17 protein-coding genes are annotated in these 21694 nt (G+C 43.7%); 10 read left to right on the forward strand and 7 right to left on the reverse strand.

Annotated elements, in window-relative coordinates:
• Positions 1 to 42: 42 nt before the first annotated feature.
• Both OCV52_RS23070 and OCV52_RS23075 read right to left on the reverse strand, forming a co-directional pair.
• Complete coding sequence (locus tag OCV52_RS23070; RefSeq protein WP_137406727.1) at positions 43 to 447, reverse strand: PPC domain-containing DNA-binding protein; 405 nt, start codon at positions 445 to 447, stop codon at positions 43 to 45.
• Positions 448 to 555: 108 nt separating this feature from the next.
• Positions 556 to 1761, reverse strand: a complete 1206-nt coding sequence (locus OCV52_RS23075) for a DEAD/DEAH box helicase (RefSeq protein WP_137406728.1) — start codon at positions 1759 to 1761, stop codon at positions 556 to 558.
• Between the two features lie 348 nt (positions 1762 to 2109).
• Between OCV52_RS23075 and OCV52_RS23080 the strand changes: the two genes are divergently transcribed.
• The 4 genes from OCV52_RS23080 (at position 2110) to OCV52_RS23095 (ending at position 8014) form a co-directional block, all read left to right on the forward strand.
• A complete protein-coding gene (locus tag OCV52_RS23080; RefSeq protein WP_137406729.1) occupies positions 2110 to 3216 on the forward strand; it encodes a DSD1 family PLP-dependent enzyme in 1107 nt (368 codons plus the stop codon).
• A 553-nt stretch (positions 3217 to 3769) separates the two neighbouring features.
• Entirely contained in the window at positions 3770 to 5347 is a 1578-nt protein-coding gene (locus OCV52_RS23085; protein WP_137406730.1) for a hypothetical protein, read from the forward strand.
• Positions 5347 to 7467: a hypothetical protein gene (locus OCV52_RS23090; protein WP_137406731.1), complete on the forward strand. Its 2121-nt coding sequence runs from the start codon at positions 5347 to 5349 to the stop codon at positions 7465 to 7467. The genes OCV52_RS23085 and OCV52_RS23090 overlap by 1 nt, the downstream gene beginning before the upstream one ends.
• A 334-nt stretch (positions 7468 to 7801) precedes the next feature.
• On the forward strand, positions 7802 to 8014 hold the full coding sequence (locus OCV52_RS23095) for a hypothetical protein (protein ID WP_137406732.1): 213 nt from the start codon (positions 7802 to 7804) through the stop codon (positions 8012 to 8014).
• A 222-nt stretch (positions 8015 to 8236) separates the two neighbouring features.
• On the opposite strand, the gene OCV52_RS23100 is transcribed toward OCV52_RS23095, so the two are convergent.
• Positions 8237 to 9871, reverse strand: a complete 1635-nt coding sequence (locus tag OCV52_RS23100; protein WP_137406733.1) for an NAD(P)/FAD-dependent oxidoreductase — start codon at positions 9869 to 9871, stop codon at positions 8237 to 8239.
• Between the two features lie 256 nt (positions 9872 to 10127).
• Between OCV52_RS23100 and fdxA the strand changes: the two genes are divergently transcribed.
• Positions 10128 to 10451: a ferredoxin FdxA gene (fdxA, locus tag OCV52_RS23105; RefSeq protein ID WP_004737806.1), complete on the forward strand. Its 324-nt coding sequence runs from the start codon at positions 10128 to 10130 to the stop codon at positions 10449 to 10451.
• Between the two features lie 94 nt (positions 10452 to 10545).
• Here fdxA and OCV52_RS23110 read toward each other — a convergent pair whose 3' ends face one another.
• From OCV52_RS23110 to OCV52_RS23120, 3 genes are all read right to left on the reverse strand, one after another.
• On the reverse strand, positions 10546 to 11280 hold the full coding sequence (locus tag OCV52_RS23110) for an RNA methyltransferase (protein WP_137406734.1): 735 nt from the start codon (positions 11278 to 11280) through the stop codon (positions 10546 to 10548).
• 162 nt (positions 11281 to 11442) lie between these two features.
• On the reverse strand, positions 11443 to 12435 hold the full coding sequence (locus tag OCV52_RS23115; protein ID WP_390903408.1) for an aldo/keto reductase: 993 nt from the start codon (positions 12433 to 12435) through the stop codon (positions 11443 to 11445).
• Positions 12436 to 12838: 403 nt separating this feature from the next.
• Positions 12839 to 12982, reverse strand: a complete 144-nt coding sequence (locus OCV52_RS23120; RefSeq protein ID WP_162884312.1) for a hypothetical protein — start codon at positions 12980 to 12982, stop codon at positions 12839 to 12841.
• 353 nt (positions 12983 to 13335) lie between these two features.
• On the opposite strand from OCV52_RS23120, the gene pepT reads away from it, so the two are divergent.
• The 3 genes from pepT (at position 13336) to OCV52_RS23135 (ending at position 16382) form a co-directional block, all read left to right on the forward strand.
• Positions 13336 to 14568 (forward strand): peptidase T, encoded by a 1233-nt coding sequence (gene pepT, locus OCV52_RS23125; RefSeq protein WP_137406736.1) that lies wholly within the window; start codon positions 13336 to 13338, stop codon positions 14566 to 14568.
• A 76-nt stretch (positions 14569 to 14644) separates the two neighbouring features.
• Positions 14645 to 15112 (forward strand): DM13 domain-containing protein, encoded by a 468-nt coding sequence (locus OCV52_RS23130; protein WP_008215588.1) that lies wholly within the window; start codon positions 14645 to 14647, stop codon positions 15110 to 15112.
• Positions 15113 to 15539: 427 nt separating this feature from the next.
• Positions 15540 to 16382 carry a mechanosensitive ion channel family protein gene (locus OCV52_RS23135; RefSeq protein ID WP_137406737.1) on the forward strand — a complete coding sequence of 281 codons (843 nt, stop codon included), beginning with the start codon at positions 15540 to 15542 and terminating at the stop codon, positions 16380 to 16382.
• An 86-nt stretch (positions 16383 to 16468) separates the two neighbouring features.
• Here the strand turns inward: OCV52_RS23135 and OCV52_RS23140 are convergent, their stop codons facing one another.
• Positions 16469 to 16912 (reverse strand): dCMP deaminase family protein, encoded by a 444-nt coding sequence (locus tag OCV52_RS23140; RefSeq protein WP_004737813.1) that lies wholly within the window; start codon positions 16910 to 16912, stop codon positions 16469 to 16471.
• Positions 16913 to 17171: 259 nt separating this feature from the next.
• Here OCV52_RS23140 and OCV52_RS23145 point away from each other — a divergent pair, with 259 nt between their 5' ends.
• On the forward strand, positions 17172 to 18311 hold the full coding sequence (locus OCV52_RS23145; RefSeq protein WP_137406738.1) for an efflux RND transporter periplasmic adaptor subunit: 1140 nt from the start codon (positions 17172 to 17174) through the stop codon (positions 18309 to 18311).
• A gap of 11 nt (positions 18312 to 18322) precedes the next feature.
• Positions 18323 to 21475 (forward strand): efflux RND transporter permease subunit, encoded by a 3153-nt coding sequence (locus tag OCV52_RS23150; protein WP_137406739.1) that lies wholly within the window; start codon positions 18323 to 18325, stop codon positions 21473 to 21475.
• Positions 21476 to 21694 lie beyond the last annotated feature (219 nt).

The raw sequence follows: 21694 nt of genomic DNA on the forward strand, positions 1-21694 counted from the left end.
TCGCTTTATATAAGCGTTGGTATTGCCTTCGGTGTAGCCAGCTTATTGTGGGTTATCACTGATAGTGAGCTCAGTGTAACCTGTCGAATCATCATACTCTCTGCTGAAGGTCAAGGTATCGTAGCGATGAAGAATCAATTCAGCGGTGGTTGCGATGATGGTTCCTTCAAGTAAATGACCACCAATCACATCGCCATTCTCATCAGCTAGCGAAATGTGAACGTGCTGGTGGTTCGGCGTTAGTGTTGCCATGACAGACACAATTTCGAACGGTGCTTGAATTAACTTTGTGTGGTTTGCGTTTGCCAAGCGAATATTGAGTTGGGAAACGCAGCCCACACAAGATGCAATAGAGCCCGCTGCGACGTTATGTTTGGTCACTAGCTTTTGTAGCTCAAGCTTTAAGTCTTGGCCTCGGGTTAATCGTGTTGCAATTGGGGTGATCATTGCCTTCCCTCTAACTCTCACTGGTTTACAGAACAAAACGAAGCCTTAGTTGGCTTCGTTTTGTCATAATTTGGCAATACGCTGTGGCTTGAAATCAAGCTCGGTTAATTACTTGCCTTCTTTTTCTTGCTGTTCTCTTTTCTTCTTAGGAACAAAGTTCAGCACCGAAATAGGCACTTCTTTACGTGGTTCGAAACCTTCAACCACGCGGCGTTCAATCAAGTGACCAAGGCGCTTTTCAATAATGCATAGGTTCTTGAAGTTGTCTTTTGATAAGAAAGAGATCGCTTCACCTGTTGCATCAGCACGGCCTGTACGACCAATACGGTGAACGTAGTCGTCTGCTGGGAAAGGCATATCGTAGTTAACAACACGTGGTAGGTTATCGATATCAATACCACGTGCAGCAACGCCCGTTGCCACTAGGAACTTAAGGTGACCTTTCTTAAAGTCCGCTAAGATCTTTTCACGAATCGCTTGGCTACGTCCACTGTGGAACGCTTCAGCTTGAATGCCACGTTTCTCAAGTTGAGCAACCAATTTTGCTGCACCATGCTTGGTTTCGATGAAGATAAGCGCTTGATCCCAGTTACCTTCAGTAATCATGTGGCTCAGTAGTGCCGATTTACGGTCTTTATCTACTGTTACTAGCCATTGCTCAATGTTCGCTTTCGAAGCGTCTGTCTTGGCAATTGAAATCTCTTCAGCATCACTGATAGCACTCTTCGCTAGTGCACGAACCGGTGTAGAAAGCGTTGCTGAGAACAGCAGGTTTTGCACATCTTGCGGTAAGCGAGCGATGATCTTGTTGATGTCTTCGATGAAGCCCATGTCTAGCATACGGTCTGCTTCATCCAGTACTAACACTTCAACCTCATCAAAGTGAACCGCGCGCTGTCCGTACATATCGATCAAACGTCCCGGTGTTGCCACAAGAATATCAACACCTTCAATCAGACGATCTTTTTGATGTTGGTAAGAGACGCCACCGTACATCGCTAGTGACGTTAAGTTTAAGAACTTTGCGTACTTCTTGATGTTTTGCTCAACCTGAACCGCCAATTCACGCGTAGGTGTAAGGATCACCGCACGGATGCGTTTCTTACGTTGCGTTTCACCTTTGCTTAGCATTTCTAAGATAGGGAGAACAAAGCTCGCAGTTTTACCTGTACCCGTTTGTGCTGCCGCAATAAGGTTCTTACCAGAAAGTACAATCGGAATTGCTTTTTCTTGAATAGAGGTTGGCTTTTCGTAGCCTTGTTTTACAACGGCTTTAACAATAGGTGAGCTTAATCCAAGCTTGGAAAATGGCATAAGTTTCTCGGTATGATTTGGCTAAATAGCGATGGAAAGGTTCAACAATCTTATACAAGGATAAGATTAATGGCGGCATTCTACCATGTTGCTTGTTTATCGCTAGTATCAAACGCTTTTAGCTCTATCAGTGTTAAGTAAATGGTAACTAATCAGCAGTGGAATTCTCTCGGTCACTTTACATTACCTTAACTGAGCATATGTGCTAAACCAAAGCCTATTGTTAGTTCACAAGTAAAAGTTATGTTATTCATTTGTCTAGAAATAGCCTTGCTCAAAGTGATTCATACCTTATAATCCGGGCATATTACAGTCATAAGAAACTATTATTTTAGCTAGGATACTTTTATGGATATCAGTCATTTAGATACTCCTTCATTGATCGCGGATCTTAACGCAATGAGTATTAATATTCAGTTGATGCAGGAACGCATTAACGATTTAGGATTAGTTCTTCGTCCTCATACCAAAGCACACAAAATTCCTGCTGTTGCACAAATGCAAATAGACGCGGGAGCGCAGGGTATTTGTGTGGCCAAATTAGGCGAAGCGGAAGTGATGGCACAAGGTGGTATAAAGGATATTCTCATAACCACGCCTATTGCGGGGCAAAAGAAGATTCAGCGTTTAATCACTCTACATCAAGGTCATCCTGACGCCCGTTTTATTCAGGTGATTGACGATCATTATCATGTTGTAGAAATCGCCAAAGCCGCATCAGCGGCAAATATTTGTATTGAGCTGATGATAGAGGTTGAATGCGGTCAGCAGCGATGTGGTGTTCAGGTTGGTGACGATTTAGTGGAGCTTATCCAAGCGATTCAAATTACGGATGGCGTTAGCTATGCCGGAGTCCAAGCTTATAGCGGACACTTACAACATGTTAAGGGGTACTGTTCGCGAAATGAGCAGGCGAGATCTGTTGTGGTGCCTTTGTTTGATTTCATTAGATCTACTTTAGAGCCTAAAGGTATGGCTCCTCAGATAATTAGCGGAGGAGGAACTGGGACATACACTGCCTATCAAGGATTGGGGTACAGTGAAATCCAAGCCGGTTCGTATCTTTTTATGGATGCGGCTTATCTTGCAATTGGAGACGAAACCAATACAACCAAAAATCAGCAATTTTCTCCAGCCCTCAAAGTGCTAAGCACCGTGATTAGTCAGCCAACGCCTTCGCGTACCGTGATTGATGCAGGGATGAAATGTCTTTCTATTGATCTTGGCATGCCTATTGTTGAAGGTCGTGAAGGAGTAAGGTATCAAACTGGCGGGGATGAACACGGTATCCTTCATCATGAAGAAGGTTGCGAGATTTTTGAACTTGGACAGCAAGTTATTCTGTTGCCAAGCCACTGTGATACGACATTGAATAATTTCGATACTTTGTATGCCGTACAAGATGGAAAAGTGGTCTCCCAGTGGACAATAAAAGGGCGTGGCCGCTCAGATTAACATGTCTTAATAATCGTTTGGAACGTCTGAACAGCAACCTAAAAAGCAGTTTGTATAATGAAAACTCTATTATTTTACTTAGTACTTACTGCTATTTTTATGAAATGGTTTAATTTGATTTTCAGAAAGAGTTATAAATAAGTATTAATATGAAACGAAACTTTTGCTACTTACCTACAACATAATTACACCTTAAACTGATACTACTATCACCTTCTTTTTTTATGGAGTAATAGTTGGTGACATAATTTTATTTAACTGTTAGTGTTTTATTTTTCGTGCTTTTGAGCATGTTGGCAACCCTCCTTTATCTACATAATCCTCCTATATTTATTATCTTATCTTGCCAATCTTATACGTTGTAGTGATTTAGCATGAAGTGTTTAAAATTTATGGGAAATTAGCCTTGTGTTATAGCCCTCTTTTTTATCTGGTTTCTATGGTCAGGCTTTTTGGGTAGTTATAATTTTTGATGCACATTAATAACAAGTATTAATAAGTGTTGGAAAGTGAATAAAGAGTTTTAAATGTTTTTATAGCTTTATGGAGAATTATGAAATTACTAATAGCAATTACCACACTTTTCTTATCAACCTTCGCTCATTCATCAGTTTATTTTGGTCCCCCCGATGGGGAAAACATTATTGATATAGAGAGTAAAGACGGTTATTTATTTAAGGTAGAAAGTGGAATATATGTACAAGCACATTCGGAGGAGTTCGTTCTCGGAATTGCTACTTTATTTGAAAACTTGAAGCAGACTCGCACGGGGAGAGCCATTATCAACCAAACCTCTCACTATGCCCCGATTGCGCTGCCAAGCAAAGAACGTGCTTTAGCGTTCCATACCGAAGGTCTAGTTGATGGTACAATAGAAAAGATTCACGTTGTAATAAGGCCCCCTAGGGGCGGAAAGCAGTTTGTCACAGAACCTCTAATCGCCTCCCCTGAATTTGTGAATTATCAATCAAATGGGCTTGGTGTTCCTGCAGTAATCTATTTTGACATCGATAATGCAGTTTTAATCCCAGGTGACTCAACTATTATTGAACCTTCTATAGCACTCGGGCATGAACTTATACATGCTCGTGATTATTTAACTGGCGGCTTACCAACGGGTACGCAACGAATTCGTCATCGTGCACCTGTCGCTGGTACAACTCATAATGGAGAAGAGTTTACAGAGGGAGAGGTGGTTGAATTTAGCTTAATGAAACGTGAGATAGAGGCGACAGGACTCTCCTACCAAAAAGGGAGTACAAAGTTAAAAACACTCACTACTTCACGTCAATCGTCTATCGAAAGAAGAGAAAGCGTGATGAATGTTTGGGAAGAAGCATTAAAGAATAAATCGGTATATAAGGCTGATTACGCTCGCGTTAAAACTAATATTCAACGTTTGAAATCTGAAGTGCCAGTATCCGAATACCATTTATCTAAAGAGTTTGGAAATGAAGCTCGTGACATGTATTGGCCGGGCTCTATGATTGATTACTCATCAACTCCGACCGATATAACGTTAAAAAGCGTAAAACAAACTGCCTCTGGAGTATTGGGCTCAACATCACTCAGTACGACAAAAGTAAGTGAGGCACTCCATAGTAACCCTCAATCTCTTTTACTAATAAGCACAAGCTTAATTGAACGAAAAAATGGCTTCCCAAAACTCGATAAAGTGTTGCGTACCGCCCTTGAATTAGCCATCAAGGCGGATCGTAAAGTTATTCTTCTCGAAGGTGATAATTTTTCATCGTTAACAGAGGTTGAAAAGCGCCTAACAGTAGCAACGATTGAAAAGGCCGCGGATAGTATTAAAAAAGGCAATACCCCATCTTCTGTCATTCAAATAAACGCAGATGAAATTAGTAATGAGGGCAGAGATTTGTTAACTCAATCGGAACAAGTGGTCCTGATTTCGACCAGTGACGATATTTCCGCGTTGACGATGTCCGAAAATATTGCTGGTAGCTCTCAAAAACTATTAGTCAATCGGATCGTGAGATCTGACCAACCCAATCCAAGTGTGATATACGCGAATCGTTTGCGCTGGTCTAAGCTCGCAGAAAAAGACAATGTAACGCTAGTGGCAAACTCTAGATTACCTAAGTCAAAGAAGTGTTGGAGCCTATAATGAAGATCAAAAATTTAATATTGTTCATTGGTCTTTGCGTAAGCTTGAATACCAATGCATTGGAAACTTGTAATCTTGGAGCTGAAACACTTGAAGAAGAGCACGAGTGGCTGGCTCGGTTGGACTATGAATTTGAGAGTGAACTGACTGATGTTAAAGAAATTGCAGCATTGGATAAAATTCCAAGTCTAGTGCTTCCTATAAGCGATGAAGGTATGTTTGCTGAACATTGGGCTGGAGTTACAGCTGTAATAGATAGTAAAAATAGTAAGCCTAACAGTGCAAAAAGAATTGCCCAACTGGAGCGTGTGTCTGAGCGCCAAGCTCTTTGGCAGCTCGCTAAAAATGGTGGTAGGGCTTTTTCAAGCGTGTTAGATATTGTTTTTTTCGCACCTTGGGTTGAAGATTTAACGAGAACAATGTGGGATGACTCTGCAAGCGAATTACACCGACTGAGTGTTACTGCTGAGCCTCTCCCTTTTGTCGGTTTTGCTATTGGCTATTATGATTACCTTTCCACATTGGATAGCCCGGAGAAACGACTCAATCAATGGCTGCAAAATGGGCATTACAGTTACGGGCAAGAGACTGTACTTGAGCGGCTAAATACGACATCTGCAGAGGCTATTGAGCAGCAGCACGAGCAGTTAAAGCTGCATATCGTTGAATTGAGCAAAAGGCTTTCTTCTATTCAGTTGCTTCATTTCGACGCAACCTTCAGTGCAAAAGTATTGGAGCTGCAGGAAATCATCAATAAAATGTTTTCTGCGATTGACCTCGAATACGCCAATACAATGCTAGATCTCTATAATCGTCCCCCTCACGTGATTCAAAAATTTGGAGAGCAAGCTTGCGTGAATCAAAAGCAAGAGGTCGTAGAAGAGCTTGCTCGTTTAGGTACTGCTTCTAATGGGACTCTGGAAGATTTAAGAGCATGTAGCTATCGAATGCTAGTGGCAAATCTCGGAAAACTTTATGGTATTGGAAAGTACTCGTATATCGAGAAAACGCGTCAGGAGGTTTTCGAGCATAAACAAAATATCGTTGAAAATGCACAGAGACATATTCTTGACTGGCGAAGAAAAATACTTGAAATTCAGAGCAGTAGTATTGAAAAGCTTGTTCTAGAAACAATCAATAATGACAATGTTCGTCTTTATCGACAGTATTTATATCAGCACGCCCGCCGCATCGCGATAGACAACTTTTCTTTGTCGATTTTACAGCGACGTGCTACCGAAGAGGAGCAGCGAACAGGGCGATTTCTTGTTGGGGCAGGAGAGCTGATCTGCGGACTATACTCTTGCCAGGTTTATGAAGGCAGAGAAGTCTTTTTTGATGAAGACTCTGATCCACTTTTACAAAAGCTGTCTGAGCCCTTGGACAACATCGATTTGAGCAGTTACATCAACGAGCGTGTTAGGCGTGGATGGACAAACGTTGAGCTTGATGAGCCTTATATAAATCTTTGGCAACAGTGGCAAAATAGAGAAGATGTAAGTCTGTCAGCTTTGCCTTATAAAGGTAACCCTTCATTGGGAGTGATTAAAAAAGACATGCCAGAGTTGTTTGAGATTTTAGAGAAGATCCCAAGTCACTTATCAGCGGAACAGGCTAAACCTTTTTTGTTTCAATTGATAAGAAATAGGATGTTTAAAGAAGATATCCAAACCGCTTGGACGAAACTTGGCGATTTTATATTTCGATTTCAATATGAACAGCGTCAACATCAATCGCTCAACTTCCTACCTTTGCAGTGGCAGCAAGCCATTTGGCCTTCTCAGCCTCAAGGTGTGTTGTTTAGTGCATTTTTAGACAAAACATACATGTACTACTCTCGTCAGCCTTGGGCTCAATCCTTACCGTATTCGGATGAGAAAAATGCTACCTCTAACTGGACGCTATATCAGGGAGAGGCACATCGCTACTATTTGACCCAGTCGGTGCCCGAGGATATCTATCTCGGAGACCAATATTGGATAGAGGTAAATGAACAACTCAGTCACGTTTTATCATTGCCCGAAATTCGCTGGCGGCCGTTTGAGCAGATGATTCTTATGGATATATGGTCTCAGGTTACAGAGATTGAATCTTTGGTAGAGGTGTCGAACCGCCTGTAGCGTTTACCCAGTGCTGACAACGCAGAAATACCGACCGTGAGAGGTCGGTATTGTTATTGAAAACTTAATTCCTTTTGCTCTTGTACCTTTAGTGATGCTTTATAACGGTATTAGGGACCAAGTCTAGATTATGACGTGGGTATTTAGAATGTAGCTATTCGTTACCTAATCTAAATCGCCTCATAGCTGCTTATCGAAAGCATAATGGCTGCGACGACTATTAGTGAGATTTGCTTTATTTGGTGCGTCAGCATCCAATCATCCCCCCTCCTTAGGTACACTAATGCCACTTGTCGGTTTTTTCACAATCTCAGAGTGGAAATTCTAGAGTGCAATGATGACGAAGCCTTATGCCTTATCAGCACTAAAAGAAGGCAGGGTAGGTTTTGCTATTGTATTAGACAGTGAGGATTTAGGTTTTATATTAATTAAAGGGGGAAGTGAACCACTGATAAAAGAGTGGTTTGGCTGTTTATACTCTAAATTAACAATTCAACACACTGCAGTGCAGTTGACAGCAATACTTTTCCTAATTGGGCAAGTTTAAGCATTCCCCTCATAGCAGAGCTGGCTTTTCTGACAAACATTCGTATGAAAACGAAATCTGGAGTGCAGTTCCCTCAAGTAAGGGGGGCTTGTAGAGATACATAAAACCGCGTATACCATTGACAATGGTATGCGCGGTTTGACACTCCAAATAAGCTCTGTAAGCTAACAATGTATAACGTGTTTGGGCATAAGCCTTACAGTTAGGCTTTCATCTGGAGAGTTATTTAATAAGCTCTATCTTCTCTGCTTGATTCTGCTCTACCATAGACAGTGCAAGTGCTTCTGCAACCTTAATACCGTCGATACCAGCAGACAGGATACCACCTGCGTAACCTGCACCTTCACCAGCAGGGTAGAAGCCCTTCAGGTTGATGCTTTGGAAGTCTTTTCCACGCTTGATACATACCGGAGAAGACGTACGAGTCTCAACACCTGTTAGTAGGCCATCTGGAGTAGAGAAGCCTTTGATCTTCTTCTCGAACGCAGGGATTGCTTCACGAATCGCTTCGATTGCAAAGTCAGGCAGCGCTTTTGAAATATCTGTTAGGTGGATACCCGGTGTGAATGATGGTTGTACATCACCCAGAGCACTTGGATCACGACCTTTCAGGAAGTCGCCAATTTTCTGTGCTGGAGCATCGTAGTTCTCACCACCTAGTACAAACGCGCCACTTTCTAGTTCACGTTGTAAACGGATACCCGCTAGCGCGTCACCTGGGTAATCGCGTTCTGGATCGATACCAACAACGATTGCGCTGTTTGCGTTACGTTCTGCACGAGAGTATTGGCTCATGCCGTTTGTTACTACGCGGCCCTCTTCAGACGTTGCAGCAACCACAGTACCACCTGGACACATACAGAAGCTGTATACAGTACGGCCATTCTTACAGTGGTGAACCAGTTTGTAGTCCGCAGCGCCAAGGATTGGGTTGCCTGCATTTGGACCGAAACGAGCTTCATCAATCATTGATTGTTTGTGTTCGATACGGAAACCAACAGAGAAAGGCTTCGCTTCCATGTAAACACCACGATCATGCAGCATTTCAAATGTATCACGAGCACTGTGACCAACAGCTAGTACAACGTGGCGAGATTTGATTTCTTCACCGTTAGAAAGTGTTAGACCTGTGATTTGACCATCTTCCATGTGAAGGTCATCTACACGAGTGCTGAAGCGGATTTCGCCACCTAGTTCGATAATAGAAGCACGCATTTTTTCGATCATGGTAACCAGTTTGAAGGTACCGATGTGCGGCTTACTTACGTATAGGATCTCTTCTGGTGCGCCAGCTGCAACGAACTCTTCGATTACTTTGCGGCCGTAGTGTTTTGGATCTTTTACTTGGCTGTATAGCTTACCGTCAGAGAATGTACCAGCGCCACCTTCACCAAACTGTACGTTTGATTCCGTGTTCAAAGTGCGCTTACGCCAGAAACCAAAAGTATCTTTAGTACGTTCACGAACTTCTTTACCACGCTCAACGATGATTGGGTTGAAGCCCATTTGAGCAAGCACTAGGCCAGCAAATAGACCACAAGGGCCAAAGCCGATAACAACAGGACGCTCAGTCTGGTTTTCTAGCGCTTTAGCCACGAATTTGTACTCCATGTCAGGAGTCACTTTTACGTGTGGGTCGCTGATGAAGGCTTCTAATAGCTCAGCTTCGTTTTCAACGAGAACATCCAGCGTGTAGATAAGCAGGATCTTTGATTTCTTACGAGCATCGTAGCCACGTTTAAAGATATTAAAAGAGATAACCTGATCTGAGTTGATGCCAAGCTTTGCTTCAATCGCTTCTTGAATGGCAGACTCTTCGTGGTCTAGTGGAAGTTTAATTTCGGTTAAACGTATCATTTCGATGTCTCGTTCTTATAGGTGTCTTAGCTAGACCGCTTCTAGTGAATGCAGAGTTTGGTGTAACACTGATGTTGGGAAGAGGCGATAAGCTCACAATGGCGCGCATTTTACGAGAATTTGATTTATCTGTCATACTAATTTGGAAACATGAAGCAAATAGACATGATATTAGAGCCGTATGATGTTGAATTTTGCTTTGGGATGAGTATTATCCCCATTCTTCAATTTTGACTAACTTATAGAGCAGAGCATCATGGCATTTGTCGTAGGCGATAATTGTATTCAATGTAAATACACAGACTGTGTGGCAGTGTGTCCCGCAGATGCGTTCCATGAAGGCCCAAACTTCATGGTAATTAACCCGATCGAATGTATCGATTGTGGTTTATGTGTACCTGAATGTGATGCTCAAGCGATCTTCCAAGAAGACGAACTGCCTGAAGATCAAAAGATTTTCATTGAAGTGAACGCAGAACTTGCTGAGATTTGGCCTGTACAAACAGAAGTAAAACCAGCAATGGATGATGCGGAAAAGTGGAATGGCGTGCCTGATAAGTTGGCAATGCTAGAGAAATAATCCTTAAAAGCTCAAATAAAAAGGCGTACTGATTTAATCAATACGCCTTTTTTAATATCTGCACACTGCTTGTTAGTCAGTGAGTGAATGAGCTCTAACTATGTTGACGACGCATATTGTCAAGAATGATACCTGTCGCCATTGCTACGTTTAGAGATTCAGCGCCACCGAATGCTGGAATGGTGATTTTGTCCGTCACGAACTTAGCCGCATGTTCACGGATACCGTGAGACTCGCTGCCCATCAGCAAAATGCCATTTGCAGTGAAGTCAGTCTTATGAACACTTTCACCTTCTAAAAACGCGCCGTAAACTGGCAGGTTAGCTTGCTCTAAGTAAGCCGGTAAGTCTGTTTGGCTTACGTGTACTCGGCCAAAGCTACCCATGGTCGCACTGATCGTTTTAGGGTTGTATGGGTCAGCGCAATCGCTGCTCGCAACGATATGCTTAATGCCATACCAGTCTGCTACGCGAATGATCGTACCTAGGTTGCCCGGGTCAGATACACCATCAAGCGCAATCATCAAGCCTGTCGCTTGTGGTAATTCAACCTTTGGAATCTCAACCACGGCAATTGCCGCATTGTTACTGACCAAAGTACTCGCTTTGGTTAGATCGTCTAGCGAGGCTTCAACACAATCAAACTCAATCAGTGATGCGTGATTTTCAGATAAGAAACCAGCAGTAGCAAAGACGTTCTTCACGACTAAGTCACTATTGAATAGCTCAAGAACGTTCTTTTCACCTTGAACTAGAAACAGGCCGTGGGCTTTACGTTGTTTCTTTTGGCCCAAAGCACGAAGGAGTTTTAATTGGTTTTTTGAAATCATGTTTTTATCCTAGATATAAGCCCGCGCATTATAGAGCAAAGGTTAGATAACCAAAAGTGCGATAAGCCAATGCGATCCATATAAAAACAAAAGCGCACTAAATAGTGCGCTCTTATAGGATCAACTTAAGCTCAACAGAACCTGATAAGCTTAACCTACTGCTTAATACGGTACAGGATAGCGCTTAAAGACGGTGTTGATATCAGTCAGAATCTCTTCAGAAAGCGGCTTGCTGAACGCTGCTATGTTCTCTTTGAGCTGTTCCATAGTGGTTGCACCAATAATGGTTGAGGTAACGCCATCCACTTGGTTACACCATGCTAAGGCGAGCTGACTCGGCGTGAATCCATGAGCGTTTGCCACTTCTACGTAGCCTTTAACTGCTTCATTAGCCAATTCAGTATCACGGAAAATGCCTTTGCGCTGCATGTAAGTCCAACGGCTGCCTTCCGGCCTTGCGCCATCAATGTATTTGCCACTAAGCATACCGGCCGCCAAAGGTGACCACGGTAAGTAAGCGACGTCTTCATGCACGCAGTTTTCAATCAAATATGGCCAGTCTTTCGTGTGTAGCAGGCTGAATTCATTTTGGATAGAGACCATACGCGGCAAGTCATGCTTCTCGGCTAACTTGAGGTAAGTGTTAATGCCCCAAGTGCTGTCATCGGATAGACCAACGTGGCGGATTTTGCCTGCTTTAATACAGCTTGCTAGAGCTTGTAAGATCTCCAACATTTCAGCTTCATGCTGTTGTCGGGCGATGTCGCTAAAACGAATCTGACTCGGGAAATGTTTACCGAAGTGAGGTGTTGTGCGATTTGGCCAGTGAAGTTGGTACAGATCGATGTAGTCTGTTTGCAAACGCTTTAGTGATGCATCAACTGCGGCGATCACCGCTTCACCTGTGATAGGGCCACCGTTACGGACCCAAGGTAAGCCAGGGCCGGCAATCTTACTGGCAATGATCAACTCTTGGCGACGCTTTGGATTGCGTGATAACCAGTCACCGATAATCGCTTCGGTTTTGCCATAGGTATCAGGAGAAGGCGGCACTGCGTACATTTCTGCCGTATCAATAAAGTTAATACCTTGGCTTAATGCGTATTCGATTTGTTGGTCAGCTTGTTGTTGAGTATTTTGCAGCCCCCAAGTCATACTACCAAGACAGATTCGGGAAACGGGAATTTGACTACTTCCTAACTTTGAATATTCCATTGAATTCAGGATTCCTGTTGTTGGGTTCTCTGATACTCGCATTATAGTTTTGAAAAGAGGGCGAGTGAGGAATGAAAACGAATATGAATTATTAGCACAAAATGGTAAGACAAGGTATGGCTTGAGGTACTTTAATGAGTCATTTCTCAGCGCTGTGAGCAGCAAGCATTAGTTGTGAAAATGGTATGTAAGAAGGGGTTAGTAGAAAAGGTAATGTAACGACAGTTTTAGCGCATTCGAACGCCGAGTAATGAGTACTGCATTAGAAATAAAAAAGCTCTACCGGATAGTGAGTAGAGCGTTTTTATAGGGGTCTTAATGGTACTAGAGATCCATTCAGTTACTAAGCTGCGTTTGTATCGAACCCACCTTGGGTCTGCGCCTGCTTTAGAGCTTCCTGCCTTTGAACTTCTTTCTCAGTTAATACTGGCTGAAGTGTTTCCTCAGAGGCTTGAGGATAGAAAATGAAATATTTATTAATCGTCATAACTATATCTCCGTGTAACGTATGACAGATTCTGCATCAAGGATAAACTGTGATCATCATCCACTTTGTACTTTTTTTAGGCTGAGAGCGAAGGGCGTAGAATGCGTACAAAGCGACCGCTTATCATCCGTATGCAATATTGGAACTGACGAAACCCTCTGTTTTCAAGTATAGGAAGCCTCTCTAATTTCACACAATAATGATTTAGAGCAAATACATAGATGGTCAGGGGCGTAAGATGAAAAACCTCGCTACTGACTCTGCGTACGTATTTTTCTAATAACAAATTACTTATCAATGCGCCTAACTATTAAGTCAGTAAATCAATTACTTAATCCATGGTGAGATGAATTATGGAAAAGCTTGTAGAACGTTTTCTGAATTACGTTACTTTCGATACGAAATCCGACCCTTCTAACCCACAGTGCCCAAGTTCAGCGGGTCAAATCACCTTTGCAGAAGTCTTAAAATCAGAATTGATCGCATTAGAGCTAGTTGATGTCTCTTTAGATAAAAATGGCTATTTGATGGCGAAACTGCCGTCGAACGTCGATTATCCAGTACCTGCGATTGGGTTTGTCGCGCACATGGATACCGCTCCTGACGCATCAGGTGCGAACGTGAAACCACAGGTGATTAGAGATTACCAAGGCGGAACGATAGAATTAGGTACAAGTGGTGAGAGCTTAAACCCAAGCCAATACCCAGATCTTGATGCTCTTCATGGTCATGACCTTATTACAACCGATGGTACTACTTTGCTTGGTGCTGACAACAAAGCGGGTATCGCTGAAATCATCAGTGCTATCTCTTACCTCAAAGCAAATCCTGAAATCAAACACGGTGACATTTGCATTGGTTTCACGCCAGACGAAGAGATTGGTCGTGGTGCGGATTTATTTAATGTAGAAAAGTTTGGTGCCGAATGGGCGTACACCATTGATGGCGGCTCCGTTGGTGAGCTGGAGTTTGAGAACTTTAATGCCACGAGTGCTGATGTTATTTGTCACGGCGTGAACGTTCACCCAGGTACCGCAAAAGGTAAGATGGTGAACTCGATGAACATTGCTGCGCAGTTCCAATTGATGATGCCATCACAAGAAACGCCAGAATGCACTGAAGGCTATGAAGGTTTCTACCACTTGAAGTCAGCTGAAATGGGTGTCGCTCGCTCTGAGCTTGGCTACATCATTCGCGACTTTGAGCGCGAAGGCGTAGAAGCGCGTAAGGCATTCATGCAACAAAAAGTGGATGAGCTAAATGAGCGTCTTGAGAAAGGCCGTGTTGAGCTGGTGCTAACCGATAGCTATTTCAACATGAAAGAGATGGTTGAACCTCATCAGCACATTATTGAGTTGGCTAAACAAGCGATGATCGAATGCGATGTGGAGCCGATGATCAAACCGATCCGAGGTGGTACAGATGGTGCTCGCTTGTCATTCATGAGCTTACCATGCCCGAATATCTTTACTGGCGGTTACAACTTCCACGGTATTCACGAGTTCATTACCATTCAAGGCATGGAACAGGCGGTGAAAGTGATTGTTGAACTGTCACAACGCACAGCCGTTCACTACCAAAAATAGCGGCCTTCAGTGCGATATCTCTTTGTATTTTTGAGAGTATTCAATAATACTCCCTTTAAGCATAAGGGAGTACGCGATGAAAAAGTTAGTTTTACTTTGCACCCACTTAGCCGTGGGTGCTGTTGGTTTTGGGCTTGGTGTTTATGCATTACCCATCTTAATTGAGCCTGATTCTCCTTCTTCGAGCTCAGTTCAAGCGATCAGCCAGCAGGCTATTTATACTGGTGAGTTTACTAAAGACCGCCAAGATAGCGATTTCTTGCACTGGGGCGAGGGGATCGTGTCGGTCTCAGAAAGCGCGATTGCGTTTGAAGGCGAACTTGCTCCTGGGCCGGACTACAAGGTCTATCTATCTCCTAAGTTCATTGAAACCGAGCAAGCCTTTAATGACAGTAAGAGCGAGTTACTCAGAGTCGGAGATGTCAAAACATTTGACCGGTTTATGGTTGAACTACCGGAAGGTACTGATCTTAATCGGTTTAATACCGTTGTGATTTGGTGTGAAACTTTTGGCCAATTTATTACTTCTGCCAAGATAAAATGATAGCCTTCTAGGGCGTGTTGCTCTTTCGAGTTGATTTTCGCAGCGAGTTGCTGGGTATTTATACAAGGCAGAGGCGTCGATGTGTAGCTAGCCTACATGAGAAGCCGATAACGTAGTAGAAATGACCAGCAAACGCTGCCCGAAGGGTTCGAGCTGGGCGACCCGCAAAAAGCGTTTTACTCTTTGTGAGGGATATTTGCTTAGAATGATTATGCTACATCTCCCTCGCCGCGATTAAAACGCTTTTGACTAGGCGTCCCCATCCGAACGAAATTTAACCGCGAAAGGTCAACACGCCCTAATAGTTAATATCAGAATGAACACGAGCGCTCTGGAGTTGAGCGCTTTTTCATAGCACTGATATTAGGGGCTTTCTTGTAAAGCTAACCGTTGTAAAGCTAAATGTTGTAATGCTAAGGATTAAGTAATGGAAAAAGTGTGGCAAGTAATAGATTTCCTACTCGCTCATAAGTTTATTTTTAGTGCGCTGATTATCAGTCTTATTTTAATCATCCGCCGAATCACCTTATCTCAAATTAGGGGTGATGTTGCTTTCCTTAGCGAAGACCAACGTAATTGGATGTCCCGTACTAAAAACGGCACCTTTGCGATTATTGTTATAACGCTTTTTCTTCTCTGGAAATCTGAAATCAGTGAGTTTGCTCTCTCAGTAACAGCAATTGCCGTTGCGATAGTAGTGGCGTCAAAAGAGATCATCTTGTGTTTCACCGGCTCTATTCAACGTGCTAGCTCACGCTCATTTAGAATTGGTGATTGGATTGAATTGGGTAAAATCAGTGGTGAGGTGATTGAACACAACTTGATGGCGACTGTGATTCAAGAAATCGACTTGTATCATGGGCAATACCACTTCACTGGCAAGACCGCTACGCTGCCTAACAGCATGTTCTTTACTTATCCTGTAAAGAACCTCAACTTTATGAAGCGTTACGTTTACCATAGCTTTACGGTGACGGTGAAAGACTTCGTGAATCTGTACCCAATGGTGCCGGGTCTTATTGTCAAAATTGAAGAGCATTGTGAAGAGTTTATCGATGTTGCTCGTCGTTATAACGGCGTGATCGAAAAACACGCTGGTGTCGACCTTCCTGGCTCTGAGCCGCATATCCACATCACAAGCAGTTCAACCGGTGAGCAAGAAGTCCATTTTATGATTTTCTGTCCAACCGAGAAGGCGGTTCATCTAGAGCAAGAGATTCGTAAAGATTTCATGGAAGCATACGCTGAAGCATTTCCTGTCAGTGCTTAATCCTGCAGTCCGCTGAGCCCCAAACAAAAGAAAGCCGAGAGCGATAATATCGACTCTCGGCTTTTTTGTTCTAACTATCTGTTCGCTTAGTCTAGGTCTGCCAGTGGCAACCAATCGACTTGCACGCCTGCTTGTTCAAACATATCTTGGCTCACTTTGATTTTGTCTCCCCAGCGAGAAAGAAAGTCTTCACTTTGCTCTGGGCAGTGAACCGCAGAAATACCGGTTTGGATGATTTTCGCTGCGCAGTTTGGGCAAGGGAAGTGAGTTACCCAGATTTCACAGCTGTCTAAATCACGCTTAGCAAACAAGATTGCGTTCTCTTCTGCGTGAAGCGTTTTTAGGTATTTCATCTCACGATCATCAGTATCAGCACTGTCCGATACACCATGAGGGTAGCCATTAAAGCCAACCGAAACAATGCGGTTGTGTTTGGTGATAACAGCACCAACCTGAGTGGACGGATCCTTACTCCAGGAACCGACTAATTCCGCCATTTGATAGAAACGTTTTGCCCATTTTGAAATCATTCGAATTACCTTAACAAGGAAGTATGAGTTTTTATTATTGAAACCATATTATGTTAGACAATATATACAGAGAGGGGAAGTAGGAAAGATATATTTGATCATGAATTGTTGATGCTTTGTAAAGGGTTGATATATATCCAATTTCAATTTACAAGTTGAAACACTTTTGCGAGTTATAATTGATATTCCTCGGACATTTGAAGCAATTGTGTTACGTAACTTTTATGCTGTTCAATTTCTCATAAGTGACGGTATAACCATGCGTAAAAAGTTAATCCTTACGGCTCTTGCAAGCTCTCTTATTCTTGCTGGATGTGGGCAAGATGCTCAAAATGCCAAGCAAGCGCCATTACCTCTCGTAGCTGTACAGGATGTTAGCGTGATTTCTCATCAGCAAAGTAAGTCGTACATCGGCCGTATTGAAGCGGTTGAAGACACGGCAATTACCGCGCAGGTTTCTGGCTATCTTCAAAGCCGTCATTTCAAAGAAGGCCAAATGGTCGAAAAAGGGCAGCTGCTTTACTCGATAGAGCCTTCATCATTTGAAGCTGAAGTCGCAAGCGCTAAAGCGGCTGTTGCTCAAGCTAACGCCAATCTTAAAAAGGCTGAACTAGATTTCAACCGTGGTAAGAACCTACTTCCTAAAGGCAGTATTTCTCAATCGGAATTCGATGCATTGACGGCAAACCTATTAGGTTCTCAAGCACAGCTTGAAGCTGGTCAAGCTCAGCTAAATGCCGCTAACGTTCAGCTTTCTCATACTAAGATTGTTGCGCCTTTCTCTGGACGTATTAGCGATACCAAAGTGAGCACGGGTGATCTGGTTTCTCCATCTTCTGGCGTATTAACGACTTTAGTTAGCTTAGACCCAATCCATGCATCGTTCAGCATCAGTGAGCGAGAGCGTATCGAGTTAGGTATGGACCGTATTGAAGGTGATGGCAGCAGCGATTCTGATCGTGTTGAGGTGCAAATCATGCTTGAAAATGGCGAAGCATTCGAACACCTAGGTCAGCTCGATTTCTTGGGCAACCGTATCAACCTAAACACTGGTACGATCGCGATGCGTGCGATTGCCGATAACTCAGATCAGCAACTTCTTCCTGGTCAGCACGTTCGTGTTGAGCTGCGTGAGAAGCAATCTATTGATGTTGTAACCATTCCTCGCCGCGCGGTTCAAACCGACCTTGAAGGCGACTTTGTTATGGTGCTAGTTGAAGGTGAAGCAGCTCCTGTTGCAGAGCGTAGAAACATTGAGATGGGCCGACAGGTTGAAGGGGGGGTGATTGTCCACTCTGGTCTAGAGAAAGACGATGCCGTTATTACTCAAGGCCTTCAGCGTGTTCGTAACGGTATGTCTGTTCGCATTCAACCTTCTGCGGCTGAGCAAGCAGAGTAAGGGGCGTAGATATGTTAAGTCGTTTCTTTATTCAAAGGCCTAAGTTTGCCCTTGTTATATCCATAATATTGACGCTGGCAGGTGCGAGCTCTCTCGCTATCTTGCCTGTGGCGGAATACCCAAAAATTAGCCCACCTTCGATAAGTGTGTCTGCTTTTTACACAGGTGCAAGTGCAGAAGTAGTGGAACAGGCGATAGCCGACCCCATAGAAACGTCGGTGAACGGCGTTGAAGATATGATCTACATGTCTTCAAAGAGTGCTAACGATGGTTCATACAACCTTAACGTGACTTTTGATGTTTGTACTGACCCAGATATGGCTCAGGTCAACGTTCAGAACCGAGTTGCTCAAATCGAATCGAAGCTTCCACAAGAAGTTCGAATGGTGGGTGTCACCGTTAAAAAGCGTTCGCCAGACCTTTTGATGGTATTGAACTTCTATTCTCCAAATGGTGAGTACGATGACCAATTCCTGATCAACTACGTCAACCTAAACATTAAAGACCAACTGGCTCGTGTGAAGGGCATCAGTGAAGTTAACGTGCTAGGTGGTGGTGAATACGCGATGCGTGTCTGGTTAGATCCTGAGAAAATGGCTAACCTCAATATCACCACTTCTGACGTGAACCGCGCGTTGGCGGAACAGAACGTTCAAGTTGCTGCTGGTCGTATTGGTGCTGCACCTTATAACAACGCACAAGAAGTACAATTCAACTTGGTAACAAAAGGCCGACTAGAAACTGCGGATGAGTTTGAAAATGTTGTTCTTCGTGCCACTCAAGATGGTTCAACGGTTTACTTAAAAGACATTGCTCGTGTTGAGCTTGGTAAAAAGTTCTACGACGGTAATGGTAAATACCGTGGTCAAGATGCGTCGATCGTAACGCTGTCACTTCAGTCAGACGCTAACGCGTTGGAAAGTGGTAAAGCCGTAATGGCGATGCTCGACAACCTCAGCAAAAACTTCCCTGAAGGCGTTGCGTATGAAGCGAGTTACGACACGACAGTCTTCGTTGCTGAGTCGATCAAAGGGGTAGTAAAAACGCTGATCGAAGCTATTTTGCTCGTTATCGCAGTTACGTACCTGTTCTTGGGTAGTGCTCGTGCAACCTTGATTCCTGTTGTTGCGATTCCTGTATCTTTGATTGGTACATTTGCCATCATGCAGATGACGGGCTTTACCATCAACACGGTAACTCTGTTTGGTTTGATCTTGGCAATTGGTATCGTAGTAGATGATGCGATCTTGGTTATCGAAAACGTCGACACCACCATGGCGAAAGACCCAACGATTTCACCGCGTAAAGCTACGCTGATCGCGATGAAAGAAGTGACGGGCCCAATTATTACTTCAACCTTGGTACTACTCGCGGTATTCATCCCAGTTGCAATGCTTCCGGGTATTACTGGCATCATGTACCGTCAGTTCGCGCTGACTATCTGTATCGCGGTTGTTATCTCTTCGATCAACGCATTAACGCTGTCACCAGCATTGTGTTCATTGGTTCTTAAACAAGGTGGTGGTAACACGGCTCGTTGGTACCAAGCCTTTAACCGTGGTCTAGAATCTGTTACTAACAAATACGGTCAAGTAGCAGGCTTCTTAGTTAAGAAAGGCGTTCTGCTGTTCACTTTCTTCTTCGTAGCTTTGGCGGCTGTGACTTACTTTGCGAAGACAACGTCTACGGCGTTCGTACCTCAAGAAGATAAAGGTATTCTGCTGGTTAACGTTCAACTTCCAGATGCGGCATCCCTGTCTCGTACTGAAGATGTGACCAAGCAATTACTAGAGATGGTTGAGCAAGAGCCGGGTGTCGATGGTGTGACACTGGTTAACGGCTACGCATTCATGACAGGCGCTTCTGCGTCGAATGGTGCGTCGATGTTCATCAAGCTTCACGATTGGAACATGCGTAACGCACTGGATGGTCAACATTCAGCACAGGCTATCTCACAGCGTATTAATGGACGGGCTGCGACTGAACTTCCTCAGGCGATTGTATTTGCAATGGGACCGCCAGCGGTACCAGGTATGGGTGCAGCGTCTGGTTTTGAATTTGTCCTTGAAGACACTTTAGGCCGTAGCCGTACTGACCTAGCGATGGTGATGAATGACGTGATTACTGAGGCGACCAAGCAGCCTGAGATTTCACATACATTCAGTACTTTCCGCGCCAACGTACCTCACTACTATGTCGATATTGACCGTGAGAAAGCGCAGCAGCTAGGTATTCCGTTGTCGGAAATCTTCCAAACACTGCAAGGTAATCTTGGCTCGTTGTACGTGAACGACTTCACCATGTTTGGTAAGAACTTCCGTGTAACCATGCAAGCAGACAGTGACCACCGTAGCAGCATGGATGACCTACAACGATTCCACGTACGCTCTTCTGCTGGTGAGATGATCCCGCTAAGTACGCTTGTGACTTACGATCAGATCTTTGAACCCGATGTAGCATGGCGTTACAACATGTACCGCAGTGCAGTAATCCAAGGCCAGCCAGCACCGGGTTACTCAAGTGGTGATGCGATTGCGGCGATGGAACGTGTAGCGGCAGAAGTTCTGCCACAAGGTTACCAGTACGAATGGACTGGTATGGCTTACCAAGAAGTATTAGCAGGCAACCAAGCGATCTTCGCGTTTGCATTGGCGCTGATCTTCATCTACTTGTTCATGGTGGCTCAATACGAGAGCTGGACAATACCTATTGCGATTATCTTAGTTGTACCTGTGGCAACCTTAGGTTCTTTCTTGGCGTTGAACCTAACAGGCACACCGTTGAACCTTTACGCACAGATTGGTTTGGTTCTTTTGATAGCCTTGGCCGCGAAGAACGCAATTTTGATTGTGGAATTCGCGAAGGTCGAGCGTGAGGAGAAAGACGCACTGATCGTCGATGCGGCAGTGAAGGGCGGTACTCTACGTTTCCGTGCTGTGAACATGACGTCTTGGTCGTTTATCTTAGGTATCTTCCCGCTTATCTTTGCGGCGGGTGCTGGTCACGTGAGCCAGAACTCTCTTGGTATTTCACTGATTGGTGGTCTGTTATGTGTGTTGTTGGCGGGTACTTTCCTAATCCCAGGCTTCTATGCATTTGTGCAGCGTAAACGTGAAAAAGCACACGGTGGTAATACTAAATTAGTGCCACTTGATGATGAGTAGAAGAAGTCACTTCTCATAAAGCGGATTCTTTGTAAAGACTAAATCCTCGTAAAAACTGAGGCTTAGCAGTGTGCTAAGCCTTTTTTTTATGCGTCAGAGTAATAAAAATGCTTTTTATATAATCAAATCTTTATTATGTGATGGAGCTAATACTCTATTTTGAGTTTTCTAATAAAATGATGTTTTATTGGTAAGTTTCTGTTTAATAATGAAATATAG

It is taken from the genome of Vibrio chagasii (assembly GCF_024347355.1).
Classification (GTDB): domain Bacteria; phylum Pseudomonadota; class Gammaproteobacteria; order Enterobacterales; family Vibrionaceae; genus Vibrio; species Vibrio chagasii.

Excerpts from the sequence above, each read along its gene's own strand:
- OCV52_RS23070 (WP_137406727.1), bottom strand. The coding sequence starts at position 447 with ATGATCACCCCAATTGCAACACGATTAACCCGAGGCCAAGACTTAAAG.
- OCV52_RS23075 (WP_137406728.1), bottom strand. The coding sequence starts at position 1,761 with ATGCCATTTTCCAAGCTTGGATTAAGCTCACCTATTGTTAAAGCCGTT.
- OCV52_RS23080 (WP_137406729.1), top strand. The coding sequence starts at position 2,110 with ATGGATATCAGTCATTTAGATACTCCTTCATTGATCGCGGATCTTAAC.
- OCV52_RS23085 (WP_137406730.1), top strand. The coding sequence starts at position 3,770 with ATGAAATTACTAATAGCAATTACCACACTTTTCTTATCAACCTTCGCT.
- OCV52_RS23090 (WP_137406731.1), top strand. The coding sequence starts at position 5,347 with ATGAAGATCAAAAATTTAATATTGTTCATTGGTCTTTGCGTAAGCTTG.
- OCV52_RS23095 (WP_137406732.1), top strand. The coding sequence starts at position 7,802 with ATGATGACGAAGCCTTATGCCTTATCAGCACTAAAAGAAGGCAGGGTA.
- OCV52_RS23100 (WP_137406733.1), bottom strand. The coding sequence starts at position 9,871 with ATGATACGTTTAACCGAAATTAAACTTCCACTAGACCACGAAGAGTCT.
- fdxA (WP_004737806.1), top strand. The coding sequence starts at position 10,128 with ATGGCATTTGTCGTAGGCGATAATTGTATTCAATGTAAATACACAGAC.
- OCV52_RS23110 (WP_137406734.1), bottom strand. The coding sequence starts at position 11,280 with ATGATTTCAAAAAACCAATTAAAACTCCTTCGTGCTTTGGGCCAAAAG.
- OCV52_RS23115 (WP_390903408.1), bottom strand. The coding sequence starts at position 12,435 with ATGACTTGGGGGCTGCAAAATACTCAACAACAAGCTGACCAACAAATC.
- OCV52_RS23120 (WP_162884312.1), bottom strand. The coding sequence starts at position 12,982 with ATGACGATTAATAAATATTTCATTTTCTATCCTCAAGCCTCTGAGGAA.
- pepT (WP_137406736.1), top strand. The coding sequence starts at position 13,336 with ATGGAAAAGCTTGTAGAACGTTTTCTGAATTACGTTACTTTCGATACG.
- OCV52_RS23130 (WP_008215588.1), top strand. The coding sequence starts at position 14,645 with ATGAAAAAGTTAGTTTTACTTTGCACCCACTTAGCCGTGGGTGCTGTT.
- OCV52_RS23135 (WP_137406737.1), top strand. The coding sequence starts at position 15,540 with ATGGAAAAAGTGTGGCAAGTAATAGATTTCCTACTCGCTCATAAGTTT.
- OCV52_RS23140 (WP_004737813.1), bottom strand. The coding sequence starts at position 16,912 with ATGATTTCAAAATGGGCAAAACGTTTCTATCAAATGGCGGAATTAGTC.
- OCV52_RS23145 (WP_137406738.1), top strand. The coding sequence starts at position 17,172 with ATGCGTAAAAAGTTAATCCTTACGGCTCTTGCAAGCTCTCTTATTCTT.
- OCV52_RS23150 (WP_137406739.1), top strand. The coding sequence starts at position 18,323 with ATGTTAAGTCGTTTCTTTATTCAAAGGCCTAAGTTTGCCCTTGTTATA.